Below are 13,742 nucleotides of genomic sequence, written 5' to 3'. Positions count from 1 at the left end.
AATTCTTATTGGGAACTTTCTCAATTTCTCTTGTACTATTTTTATTCTAGCACTACAAATTTAAAATATAAATATGGGAACAGATAACAGAACAAATAAGTATGAAGGAATATATTGACCCGTTCACGGGTGAGCCAGTAAAAGGCAGCAAGTAAAATAGCCACCCGACGAGGGTGGCCGCTGTAAAAGTTTTGCGATTGGCAGTTTTTCAGAGCGCGAGTAGCGCCGCCAGTATCAAGCCACCAGCTTAGCTGGTGGTACTTGACTTTGATAAAAAGTCCCTGACAATTCGTCTCCGGTGCATATTCTTCATGTAATTTCGATATACTCCTTTACTGCAGATATAAAATGAAGGAAATATTTCATTATGTGTGGATAACTATACAGCGATTGCTTTTAAGAGAATATCATCGCTAAAATAGCGTATATTTAAGGTTATATAAAAATATGAATTTTAAATGTTCATACCTCCTGCTGCTCTTTGTGAAGGAATTTATGTGCAAGGTGATAAAAATAAAGCGTAATATGCATCATTTATATTTATACATGAATATTATTATTTATTTTTTTGAAAAATCAGCAAATATCTATTGCATTTAACTAATGATGATGTTATTATAATTATGGTGATAGGAAATAATAAAGGCTGAAAGATGTTCAGTACATAAATTTCATCCGAGCTCTTAAAAGGGAGGTTGGTCATTATGGAAAGAATACAAAAAATGCAAAATAGTTCATTCCTTCTTGATATCGAAAGGGCACCTGAAATAAATGTTATGGATAATGAGGAGGCAATGTTTATGAAAAAATACACAGATAAAACCAAACAAAAGGATGATAAGTATCGTCATTATGTAGAAGCATTTAAAAATGCATGGTCTTTTTCAGATTATGCAGTATGCTTTAAAGATGGAAAACAGTTATTTTAATATATTGTGCCAGTATTGTAGTATAAATTTCCCCAAAAAGAGCGGTCAAATGTTAACCGCTCTTTTTTTTATAATCTGATTTGCTTGCCTAATTCATATGCTTTCGATAACGCCTCTTTATTGGAGGATACGGGTTTAGAAGAGCATATGCCGAGTACACATTGTACATTCATACCCAGATAATCCGAGCTTTCGCGTATCGATCTTTCAACGATTTCAGGCCCTGAATTTGGCAGCTCTCCTCCGTATGTCATCAAAAGGGCAGCTTTTTTCCCCTTCAAAGGCGGGTTATTTTCATCTGTCATGACCGCATAAAGTCTGTCTATAAATATTTTTAAATATGAGCTCATGTTCCACCAGTAAACAGGCGTTGCAAATATAATTGCATCTGCCTCTTTAATTTGATTGTAGATTTCCTGCATGTCGTCTTTAATTATACATTTTCCGATATCGTTTTTCTGGCAGTAGTCGCATGCCGTACACGGATGAATATTTTTGCTCGTTAGGAATATCTCATCCAATATTACATTTCCCTCATCCTCGGCACCTTTGAGAAAGCTATTTAAAAGGGCAGCCGTATTGCCATTTTTCTTAGGACTTGCTAATATAGAAAGAACTTTCACTTTTCTTTTCCCTCCTAAAAAAATCCGATCATCTAATAATCTTAAAAGATGATGTCTATGATAACTTCAATTCGTAATTTGGATTATGTCATTTTGAACACTCATTCGTCAGATTCAAGTTTTGTAAGTTCTAAGGCCTGCCGCCTTGATAATCCAAGAGCTTTTGAAACTCGTTTCACTCAGACAATCAAAAGCTCTAAGGATTCTCTATGGCGGCAAAGCCAAGAACTTATCAAAACTCTCATAATGCGAATTTCGGTGCTCAAAATAATATAATCCTATTTATTTCGATTTCATATTGCGAATCAAAGCTATGATAATGACTCATTTGACTTTTAACTTAAATTATATCATTTATGTTTACTAATTTCTATGGCGGGTAAAATAAAGAAGGATGCATATAAATTATTTGAGAATATTATGGAAAGAGCAATTAGCGGAAAGTCTTTAGAGTCTGTTAACGTATGTTCAGGATTAGCAGAATCAATGTTTCATACGCAGTGAGTTTTGATTCTGCCCTGAACAAGTTTACAGACTCTAAAGACTGTGAGCTTAGCGATTGAAATAATATTCTTCAAATATAAAATATACATCCTAAATATATATATTAATTTTATATCGATTAGAGGATGATTATTTATGATAGTAATATATCATGATGTTGGCGGTGCCCATTCAACTGCTGTGGCCGCAAACATCCATATTAACAGATTGCCTGCTGATTCAGTGCCTGACAAAAATGCCATATTGAGTCTGCCGACGTTTGATAAAATACAAAAATACCAGTACGGCCGTATAATTTTCATCGGTGAGGATGAATTTGGTGCCAAGGTCTATACGTTAAGCAGGCAGAGGGCTCCGAAAATCGTGGTACCGGCCTTGGCAGATTTATACAATATTATAAATAACATAACTGACAATAAAGGATTATACCTTGTGGATACTTCATCTGCGGTCAATACATTGATGGCTATAGGAGGTTTTCTGTCAAGGCGTGTAAAAGTCGTTGCGATTGCGAGGCCGATTGTGACATATGGGACAATGAAAGCATACAGGAACATAGCCGATATAGTAAAAAAGGTAAAAAACCAAATAAAAGAGGATTCCTTAAACCTTAATAAATAGAAGAAATGCATCTCTTTTATGTCATTTTAGCATAGATGTTAAATTTTGTTTTTAATTTGTCAGAATATGCAGTATAATATGATTTGCGGGTAATTGAGGCATGGATAAAAGAGGTGTATTATGAATTCGAAGTTACTTCTAAAAATGCAAAAAAGGATATTTATTCTTTGCTGGATAGCTTATTCATTGTCGTATTTTTGCAGGGTCAATATTTCAATAGCATTACCTTATATACAAAAAATGCTTGAATGCAGCAATGCGGCGTTAGGTTTCCTGGGAAGTTCACTGTTCATAGTATATGCTGCAGGGCAGCTTATTAACGGCTACATAGGCGATAGAGTGGAGAGCCGTAAATTTGTATTTATAGGATTAGCGTTTTCAGCATTAATAAATATTTTTTTCGGATTCGCAAAGAGTTTGCCTTTAATGATTATTTTATGGGGTGTAAACGGTTTTTTTCAATCTATGCTTTGGGGACCTATAATGAAAAATCTGTCCTGCTGGTTTCCTTCCAGAGAAAAAAACAAAATAGCTATTAAAATATCTACAACGATGGTAGCCGGATACATAATGGCATGGGGACTTTCAGGAATAATTATTACCCGTACATCGTGGCAATGGGCTTTTTTTGTTCCTGGTATAATAGTAATGTCTTTTGCCGTATTATGGTATATTATGGCTCGCAACAGGCCCGAGGAAGTTGGACTCACTTTAGAGGACGATAGCAGACCCAAGGAAAAAAGCATCGATAATAAGCAACCGATGACTTTATGGCAGGTAATCTGCAGTACGAAACTTTTATTTGTGATGATAGCATGTATAGTACAGGGATTTGTAAGAGACGGCATTACATTGTGGAGTCCGAAATTCTTGATGGAAACTCAAAAAATACCGGTAAAAATAATGGCAAGCCTGGTCGTTGTTATTCCAGCTGCTAATTTTTTGGGTGTCCTTCTGGCAGGATGGTTGAATAACAAATCGAACAACGATGAAAAACTTGCCAGTATAATCATGTTTTCAGCAGGAGCTATATTTTGTATCGGGCTTTTTGAATTTGGAGGAATAAGTCCCTATGTATGTTTGTTTTTCCTCTGTTGTTCTTCGGCTTTAATGTCAGGTGCCAATACATTGCTTGTATCCATAATACCTTTGTCCTATATAAAATATAACAGAGTATCAGCTATAGCAGGGTTACTCGATTTTTGCTGCTACATAGGTTCAGGGACTACAGGGATTTTAACTGGATTTATAGTGGATAAATCAGGTTGGACAGGAGTTATGCTGTCATGGATAATTGCAGCATTGATAGGAGTTTTATCGATTTCGGCTGCATGGATTGAACAAAAGGGGCTTGTAAGAAAGCGTTTAGAAACGTCGGAAATAAAGTAAATTTTATTTATATTTTTAAGGAGGATTAAAAATGAAAAGTGAAGACAGATACTATGAGATTACACCTAAGATAGTTCTTTCCGATAATTTTTCTACTATAAGGATCAAACCGTTGTTTGGTCATTGTATGTTCGACAAGGGTGCGGTATATGATTTCGGATATTATCCTATGGAGAGAATTTCAAAAATAGGCGAATGCAAATGTCAGGAAAGAAAAAAGATAGCGCTTGAAGATGGGTGTTTGTATATAAAACAGTATTTCAAAGGGGAGCAGGAACATATAATAGATATAAACGAGACCGTGAACGGAGAAATAAGGAAAACCATAAAGTTTCATATATATTCGTTAAAACAGGACCTCTTTAATAGAAGGCCATATAAAGGGGATATGCATATGCATACGTTTTATTCGGATGGAATTGAGTCCCCCGGCTTTGTAGCGTCATGCTGCAGGAAGATAGGATATGATTTTATGGCTGTTACGGATCATGGCAAGTATTTTCCATCGATAGAGGCGCAGCAAAAATTCAAAGATTTGGATTTGGACATGTTGATATGCAGGGGAGAAGAAGTACATCCGCCGGAGAATTTTGTACATATGATTAATTTCGGAGGGAATTTCAGCATCAATGAGATGATTAAAAATGAACGGGAGAAATATTACCGCGAAGTTAAAGATATTGAGAAGGATATTGATTCGGTGCCGGATGCAGATGCAAGATATCAGTGTGCATCCTGTATATGGTGTTTTGATAAAATAAGGGAAGCTGGGGGGCTCGGAATATTCTGCCACCCATATTGGGAATTATATAACCAGTATTATATTTCAGATACAGTAATATCATACATGTATGATCATCAGCCTTATGATGCAAATGAATTGATAGGTGGATATCACAGGGATGAAATAGATTCCAATAAACTTCAGGTAGCCAGGTACTACGAAGAAAGGGCAAAGGGCAGGAAGATACCAATTGTAGGCGTAAGCGATTCCCACGGCTGTGAGAACAGTCCTCTTTTTGGCTGGTATTATACAATCGTATTCTCACACAGCAAAAACCAGAATGGCATAATTGATGGTATAAAGGATTTATACAGCGTTGCGGTAGAATCGATACCGGGAGATACTGCAAGAGTTTATGGGCCATTCAGGCTGGTAAAATATGCACTTTTTCTTATAAAGGAAGTTTTCCCGATGCATGATGAAATGTGTTTCGAGGAAGGTCAGCTGATGATGAAGCATCTAAAGGGAGAGGGTATGGCGGAAAAGATACTTGATATGCTTAAAGGTCAGACAGATAGGCTATATGAAAGCTTATGGGCAAAATGATTTGATCGTCCTATGTTCACTACAATAAGCGATTAAACAAGTTTACAGATTCTTAAGGCTGCGGGTCTTAAAACTTACAAAACTTGAATCTGGCGAATGAGTGTTCAAAATAACATAAGCTCATATTACGAATCGAAAGAAGATTATTTATATTGCTTTTATTTTTTCGGCATGTTTGCTATAATAAAAATCAGAGTAGATAATAAGAGGTGTTGCTTATGTATACACTTAATATAATACTTAATATTGGATGTATACTTATTTTAAGCTATCTTGCAGGTTCATTCCCAACAAGCATCATAGTTGCTAAAGTCCTAAAGGGGATAGATATAAGGAAATTTGGAAGCGGCAATGCAGGTGCTACCAATACATTCAGGGTTCTTGGATGGAAAGCCGGACTTGCCGTAGCATGTATTGATGTATTCAAGGGTTTTGCTGCTACCTTCTGGATTTCAAAAATCTCCTTTTTCGGTACGCCATTGAACTTCGATATGCTTGTTCAGGTACTTGCAGGAAGTGCTGCTGTTCTCGGCCACTGTTATACAGTATTTGCTGATTTTAAAGGAGGAAAGGGTGTCGCCGCTTCTGCCGGCATGCTTATTGCATTGTTCCCTGCAGCATTTTTCATATGCTTTGGAGTGTTTACTATAGTATTGCTGTCGAGCGGATATGTTTCACTAAGTTCACTGGTAGCTGCATTCGCATTACCCGTAACACTTTTCGTGCTCAGGCTTGTATTTGTTAAACATGTAAGTATATCGCTTTTAATATTCAGCGTGGCCATATTTGCGTTTATATTTTATTCTCACAGGAACAACATAAAGAGGTTGATACTCGGCAAGGAAAACAGGTTCAAAAGTTTAAAAATCTTTAGCAAAAACATAATCGGGTAAAGATAGGGGCAGGACTTTAGTAACCGCCCCTCTTTTTTTGCACTTCTTTTTAGGATAGTTTCATATAAAGCTTGTAAGTGTTTCACATTCTCATACTCTTCAAACATAAAAAATGTATTCATTTGCATGGGGAATTTAATCGGCATACGGCAGATTATTATAATGCAGACAAAATATTGTGAATAATATATTATTTTTAACAAATTATAAAGGAAAAATCGGAATAGAATAGAATATATATCTATTGATATCTTTTTGCAGGAGGAAATAATACCTGTAGCTTATTATAAATAAATACGAGGGGGAAAGTCTGATGAAAGAATATCAAACAGGTCAATTAAGAAATGTATGTCTTATTGGACATGGTGGTGTCGGGAAAACTACTTTATCAGAAGCTATTCTTTATGACTGTAAAGAGATAGATAGGATGGGCAGAGTAGAAGAAGGCACAACTATATGCGATTATGATCCTGAAGAGAAAAAAAGACAGATATCTATAAGTACGGCTATTGCTCCATGTAATTGGAGGGACAGTAAGATAAATATTATAGACACCCCGGGATATTTCGATTTTGTGGGAGAAGTAAAAGAAGGATTAAGGTCTGCAGATTCAGCTATCATCATGATATGTGCCGTCTCAGGCATACAGGTTGGCACTGAAAAGATGTGGAATTTTTGCAGGGAATCCACTCTTCCGAGAGCGTTTTTTATCAATAAAGTTGATAGAGAAAATGCCAATTTCGATAAGGTATTAAACAGTTTAAAAGAAAATTTTGGTATATCCGTTGTTCCGTTGCAGATTCCGATAGGCAAAGAGGCGGATTTTAAGGGTATTGTTGATATTATTAAAATGAAAAGCGAATTATTTGATGGAAATGCAGTTTCTGAAAGCGATGTTCCGGAAAATTTAAAGGAAAAGGTGAATGAATATAAGTCGGCTATAATGGAAGCAGTCGCTGAGAATGATGAAAAACTTCTTGATAAATATCTGGAAGATGGAGAGCTGTCGGACGAAGATATGATATCGGGATTGAAGAATGGGATTAAAAACAATGAAATAGTACCTGTATTTTGCGGTTCAGCTTTAACAAATAAAGGGGTTACAACATTGCTTGATGCGATAGTCGATTATATGCCGTCTCCTGCCGATGTTGAGGCACCTGAAGGGATAAACGGAAAAACCGGAAGCAGCGAAAAAATAAAAGCCGATCAATCGGCCCCCTTATCGGCATTTGTATTTAAAACTATTGCTGACCCATATGTCGGAAAGCTCTCGCTGTTCAGGGTTATCTCAGGTTCAATAAAATCTGATTCGATTGTTTATAACTCAAATCAAGGCAAAAATGAAAAAGTCGGCACACTTTATGTTTTAAGGGGGAAGACCCAGATCCCTGTAACGAGGATTTGCACAGGAGATATAGGCGCTGTCTCAAAGCTCTTGATAACTAAAACGGGTGATACGTTATGCGATGCGGCAAATCCTGTTAAGTATTCTAAAATAGATTTTCCCAAGCCATGCATATCAATGTCTGTAAATCCAAAGTCAAAAGGAGACGAGGATAAGATATCCTCCGGCCTTTCAAAATTATCAGATGAGGATCCGACATTCAGTGTCTCAAGGGATGTTGAAAATGCAGAGACCATAATTTCAGGTGTCGGAGAGGTTCACCTTGATGTTATAGCGAAGAAACTGCAAAATAAGTTTGGCGTTGAAGTCACGCTTGATACCCCCAAGGTGGCTTACAGGGAGACAATAAGGAAGGTATCGGATGTTCAGGGGAAACATAAGAAGCAATCGGGCGGTCATGGCCAGTATGGTGATGTTTATATAAAATTTGAACCAAATCCCGATGGTATGGATTTTCAATTTGTAGATGAGATAGTAGGAGGAGTCGTACCGAGACAATACATTCCGGCTGTTGAAAAAGGGTTAAGAGAATGCATACAGCATGGGGTGCTTGCCGGATATCCTGTATTAGGCTTGAAAGCAACGTTGCATTATGGCTCTTTCCATCCCGTGGATTCGTCTGAAATGGCATTCAAAATAGCCGCATCCCTTGCGTTTAAAAAGGGCATGCTGTCTGCAGACCCCGTTATACTTGAACCGGTTATGCATATAGAAGTTGCTGTTCCTGATGAATATATGGGCGATATAATTGGAGATTTAAACAAGAGAAGGGGAAGGGTACTCGGAGTTGAGCCAAAAGATGGCGAGCAGGTTGTGATAGCGGAAGTTCCGCAGGCGGAAATTTTCAAGTACGCGACGGATTTAAGATCGATAACACAGGCGAGAGGTTCATTTACGGAGCGGTTTGAAAGGTATGAGGAAGTTCCCGAAAATATCAGCGAGAAGATAATTGAAGAGAAATCAAAGAATAAGACCGGAGAAGGTCAATAGAAAAATAGCATGTGGTCCATTTCAATTTTAAAATGACCACATGCTATTTTTTTAATTGTGGTAGGACTTATAATATATTTATCATGATGGTAGAAGGTGTGAAAATGAATTATGTCGGTAATATTATTAAAAAATATCGTTGCATGCTGAAAATGAGCCGAAAAACTTTATCAGAGAATATTTGCTCGGAAAAATATGTTTATCTGATCGAAAAGGGTGAACGCACGCCGTCGGCATATATGGTCGGAATGCTTGGCGATAGAATGGGCGTGGATTTATTTGACTACTACCAGTATCTTGATTGTATTAATCCTATAGCCGTACGGGAATACATAAAACGTTTTAATATGTATTCCCGAAAAAGCGATTTTGTCGCTCTAAAAAAAGAAACAGATACAGCCGTAAATTTACCGGATTTTCATCGGAAACCTTGGATTTATGAAATCGAAATAAATAGGCTTTCATATATGATTTTTATTCAACATAAATATTATGAAGCAATGAGGAATCTTAATGATGTGATAAGCAATATTGAACTGAAATATTCCATGGACATAAGGGTGGCAAAAATATATATATTATTATCGATATGCTGCATGCTGACAGGTTCCCTGCCAAATGCTAAAAAAGCCGTGTCATCTGCATATAAAATAGTGTGCAATAAGAATAAGATCGATAAATATGAGCAGATTATAATTACTGTTAGAATTAGCTCTATAAGCATGCATTACCTTTCCGGTGAATTTGATGATGTAATCCGAGAAGGAAGTGAATTGTTTCATTATCAACATGAAATAAATTCATATGAACGGATTTGCTATACTTATTTTTATTTGTCTTTTGCTAATTACAAAAAAGGATCATATGACGAGGCCATTGAATGGTTCAAAAAGGGAATTTATTCAGTACTGATCGATAATAGGCCGATGGATGTATATTACATGTCCACACAGGACGTGTTTGATGCCATGATGAATGACAGAAGGATAAACCGCGGAGTAATTCGTGAATTCAGAGAAAAATATAACATAGGTTAACAGTCGGGAAGCGGTTTTATGACGCATCAGGTAACAATTGTTCTATGTCGCCTTTTACCCTGTTGTGATATCATAATATAACTTCTTATAAACTGCGGGAAGAATAAAATCAGCTTATATTATTAATCGCAAAAAGGGGATGATATAAATGCGAAAGTTTTACAAAGTGTTTATTGCACTATTGCTGATTATAGTTCAGATTGTTTCATTAAGGGGCGGAATTGTAGCATACGCAAGAGATTTGACTAGTACTTACAATTTCATTACGGATGTGAAGCTGACAGACAGGGATGGGAAACCTTTTGGAGATAATATTCCGAAAGATTCCGACCTGCGTCTTACCTATACGTATGATATTCCCAATAGCGGCGATGTAAAGAAAGACGATACATTTACACTGAGGATTCCGGAACAGATCAAAATCGAAGCCGGCGGTGATTTTGATCTGCGTGATCAGAGCAGTAATTTGATCGGCAGAGGAACATTGGATACAAACGGCAATATAACGATTACATTTACGGATTATGCTGAAACGCACTCAAATGTGCAGGGTTCCTTCTGGTTTGAACTGGGATTTGATAAAGATAAAATCGGAGATGATGATCCGGCCGTCATTAAATTCGAAGTTGGCGGTACAACCGATCCTGTAGAGATTAGTGTAGACTTCGATCAACCTGCACCGCTGCCTGTTTCAATTGCAAAATCAGGCTCATATAAAAAGGAAACGAATGAAATTACATGGATACTGACGGTTAATCCTGAAAATGTAACCGTAAAAGGTGCGCAGGTCGTGGATAAAATATCGGATGGACTGGAGTTTGTGCCAGGTTCTGTAACTATTAACGGGAAAGATGCATCGACAGGAGATTATACATACAATTCCGGTGAACTGATATACAATTTTCCTGATATTATTGAGGACAAGCAGATATTAACGTTCGGAACTACTGTGAAAGACTCGCAGTTTACCGCTGATGATACCGTTATCATAGAGAAAAATAAAGCGATATTGAATCATGACGGCACTTCTACGGTATCAAATGAAGCAGTGGTAAATGTACCCGTGGATTTCATTTCAAAAACAGGTGGATATAATCCTGAAAGCAAACAAATAGACTGGGCGATTACGGTCAACCAAAATGGAGTCAGTATAAAAAATGCTGTCGTTACAGATACGCTGCCGGATGGATTAACACTGGATGGTGGTTCGGTCAAGATTGACGGTAAATTGTCGTCAAATTTTACATACAGGCGTCCGTATATAACATTCAACTTAGGTGGGATCTCTGAAAAACATATAATTAGTTTTTCAACAGACGTTGAGAATGGAGCTTTTTTATCCAATACGCAAAGAAGTTATACAAATAAAGCCAAATTGGCCGGTGATGGTGTGCCAGGCAGCGCTACAGACAGCTGGGATGTCGGAGTGCCTACGAGCATAGTCAAAAAAGAGGGTGCCGATTATAACGCGGCGACTGGCGAGATCACATGGAAGGTTACGGTCAATAAAAATAAGGTATCCATCGAGAATCCAGTCATAACGGATCTTATTAATATCGGGCAGGAATATGTGGAAGGATCGGCTACCATCAATAATGGTGCGGATCTAAATGGATTCGCATATACCAAGGCTTCAGAAGGCGATACTGAAAAAACAGGGACTCTGATATATACATTCGGGAAAACAATAAGCGATACCTATACCATCGAATTTAGGACCAAAGTAACTGATCCTGCTGTTTTTGCAGGAAATAGCCAAAAAACATACAAGAATACAGCCAGTATCACGGGAGACAATATTGAAGATTCAAGTTTCGAGGGTAGCCGGAATGTAAACAGTGAAGTTATAAGAAAGACAGGTACAGGTTACGATTACAAGACGAGGGAAATAACCTGGAAAGTTGTTGTCAACAACAATAAAATGTCTCTAAATCATGCGGTTTTCACGGATAACATTCCCGGGGGCATGGAATATGTCGAAGGCTCTGCTGCTATAGATAACGGTGCCGATACTGATGCATTTTCCTATGATCCGGCGGATGTCAAAGACCCGGATAAAACAGGCGTTCTTAAATACACTTTTCCGGATACAATCGACAAAACCTATACCATTACATTCAAGACCAAAATTACCGACTTGAGCATTTTCAAGACAAACGGCAATAAGGAGATTGAAAATAAGGCCTCACTCACTCATGATCTTGTAAAAGGCGGAGTGGTGAGCACTGGATCGCAAAAGGTAAATAATACTGTGATAAGCAAAGAGGGCTCGTACACATCGGGTAAAACATATATAGACTGGACAGTCAACATAAATTCCAACGGAATTCCCTTGACTGACGCTGCCGTCACCGATCAACTGCAGGAAGGGCTTGCGTTGGATACAGCTTCAGTTACACTCTATCACCAGAGCATCGATAAGGACGGTAATATGGTTGTCGGTGAAAAGATTGAACTCACAGCGGAAAACGTCCAGTATGATATGGATTCTCGCATGTTTACTTTTAAACTGCCGTCTCCTGCTTCCGGCGGATACAGGCTTACATTCCGGACTAACGTAACGGATAAAAGCAAATCGCCATTTACAAACGAGGCGACATTTAACGGTACGGGTTCACTTGAAAGGGGTACTTCACAGCCAATGGCGGTTAACTGGTCCGGCTCCGGCAGTACCGGGAGCGGTGAAGTCGGCAGTATTACAGTGTATAAGGTGGATGCTGAGAACAGTATAAAAAAACTGGAAGGCGCAGAATTTGAGCTGATAGACAAATACGGCAATGTAGTTCAGAAGGGGACTACTGGCAAAGACGGGTCGGTGCTCTTTGACATGCTAAGGTTTGACGTGCCTTATACTGTAAAGGAAACAGTTGCACCCACAGGCTACAGCATCAGCAAAAAAGATTATACTTTTACAATATCGGGCGCAGATGTTGTAAAGGATATAAGCTATGAATACGAAGATGCAAGGATTTATGGGAGCATACGCTTCAGTAAGACAGGGACAAACTCAAATCCTCTGGCAGGAGCTAAATTTACTCTGTATGATGGCGATGGAAACAGCGTGGCAACTGCAGTAAGTGCGCAGGATGGGGAAGTGCTGTTCAAGCATGTATCTTACGGCGATTATACTATACGGGAAACAAATCCACCTGAAGGATATTTGTCAACGGATGCTATGCTTACTGCTTCCGTAAGGAAAGATGGCGAAATTGTAACGGCATCTCCAGCATCTATATCTAATGAGATTGTCAAGGGGAATATAAAGATTACAAAGATCGATGAGAGTGGAGAAAAACCCTTGGAAGGTGCTGCCTTTACCCTTTATTCCACTGGCGATGCGGAGTTTAGCATACCGATTGCTAAAGCTGTTACAGGAGAGGACGGCATAGCTTTATTCAGTGATATACCTTATGGAAAGTATGTGATAAGGGAAACAGCGGCTCCGGCAGGATACTTGTTGTCCGATAAAACACTGACGGCCTATGTGAACGAAAATGGGAAGACATTTGATCTCGGCACATTTGCCGACAGGTTGATACCTCCATATATGAAAATACATGGCAACATAGAAATACTAAAAACCAATACCAATGGGGAACCGTTGAAAAATGCAAGATTCGGTTTGTATAATGAAAAGGGTAGTTTAATTGCCCAGGCGGTAAGTGACGGTAATGGCAAAGCAAGATTTACGGATATTGCCTATGGTCATTACACTATTGCCGAGCTCGAGGCTCCTTATATGTATATGAAGAGCGATAAAGTGATAAAAGCGGATATCGTATCGGACGGAGTTGTGTTGAAGTATACGTTTGTTAACAATATGGACGATAAATACTTGCCGAAAGATGATACCCATGGTGAAACAACTCCGACAGCTTCGGTTAAAAATACGCAGACAGAGGTTGCACCGAAGACGGGGGATTCGATCCCTATAATGCTATGGTTATTTGCCGGCAGCAGCCTATCAATTTGCGCTGTGATGCTTCTTGGCAAAAAGAAAAACAGATAATTTTACTGT

9 protein-coding genes are annotated in these 13,742 nt (G+C 38.2%); 8 read left to right on the top strand and 1 reads right to left on the bottom strand.

The genetic code is table 11. The features are described from left to right. Window positions 1-704: 704 nt before the first annotated feature. Entirely contained in the window at window positions 705-929 is a 225-nt protein-coding gene (locus QME45_01150; GenBank protein ID MDI6617266.1) for a hypothetical protein, read from the top strand. Between the two features lie 68 nt (window positions 930-997). On the opposite strand, the gene QME45_01145 is transcribed toward QME45_01150, so the two are convergent. After that, on the bottom strand, window positions 998-1,552 hold the full coding sequence (locus tag QME45_01145) for a flavodoxin family protein (protein MDI6617265.1): 555 nt from the start codon (window positions 1,550-1,552) through the stop codon (window positions 998-1,000). Between the two features lie 639 nt (window positions 1,553-2,191). On the opposite strand from QME45_01145, the gene QME45_01140 reads away from it, so the two are divergent. The 7 genes from QME45_01140 to QME45_01110 all read left to right on the top strand — a co-directional run bounded on the left by QME45_01140 (window position 2,192) and on the right by QME45_01110 (window position 13,733). Then, a complete protein-coding gene (locus QME45_01140) occupies window positions 2,192-2,677 on the top strand; it encodes a DUF3189 family protein (protein MDI6617264.1) in 486 nt (161 codons plus the stop codon). Between the two features lie 120 nt (window positions 2,678-2,797). Continuing rightward, window positions 2,798-4,066: an MFS transporter gene (locus QME45_01135; protein ID MDI6617263.1), complete on the top strand. Its 1,269-nt coding sequence runs from the start codon at window positions 2,798-2,800 to the stop codon at window positions 4,064-4,066. Window positions 4,067-4,097: 31 nt separating this feature from the next. Beyond that, window positions 4,098-5,396 carry a hypothetical protein gene (locus tag QME45_01130; protein ID MDI6617262.1) on the top strand — a complete coding sequence of 433 codons (1,299 nt, stop codon included), beginning with the start codon at window positions 4,098-4,100 and terminating at the stop codon, window positions 5,394-5,396. Between the two features lie 218 nt (window positions 5,397-5,614). Further along, window positions 5,615-6,289, top strand: coding sequence for a glycerol-3-phosphate 1-O-acyltransferase PlsY (gene plsY, locus QME45_01125; protein ID MDI6617261.1), 675 nt, complete (start codon window positions 5,615-5,617; stop codon window positions 6,287-6,289). Between the two features lie 313 nt (window positions 6,290-6,602). Next, on the top strand, window positions 6,603-8,687 hold the full coding sequence (gene fusA, locus QME45_01120; protein MDI6617260.1) for an elongation factor G: 2,085 nt from the start codon (window positions 6,603-6,605) through the stop codon (window positions 8,685-8,687). Between the two features lie 104 nt (window positions 8,688-8,791). After that, window positions 8,792-9,724 (top strand): helix-turn-helix transcriptional regulator, encoded by a 933-nt coding sequence (locus tag QME45_01115; protein ID MDI6617259.1) that lies wholly within the window; start codon window positions 8,792-8,794, stop codon window positions 9,722-9,724. A gap of 148 nt (window positions 9,725-9,872) precedes the next feature. Beyond that, window positions 9,873-13,733, top strand: a complete 3,861-nt coding sequence (locus tag QME45_01110; GenBank protein ID MDI6617258.1) for a SpaA isopeptide-forming pilin-related protein — start codon at window positions 9,873-9,875, stop codon at window positions 13,731-13,733. Window positions 13,734-13,742: the final 9 nt, after the last annotated feature.

The organism is Clostridiales bacterium, assembly GCA_030016385.1.
Taxonomy (GTDB): Bacteria; Bacillota; Clostridia; order Clostridiales; family Oxobacteraceae; genus JASEJN01.
This window is presented reverse-complemented; position numbering and strand designations above follow the sequence as displayed.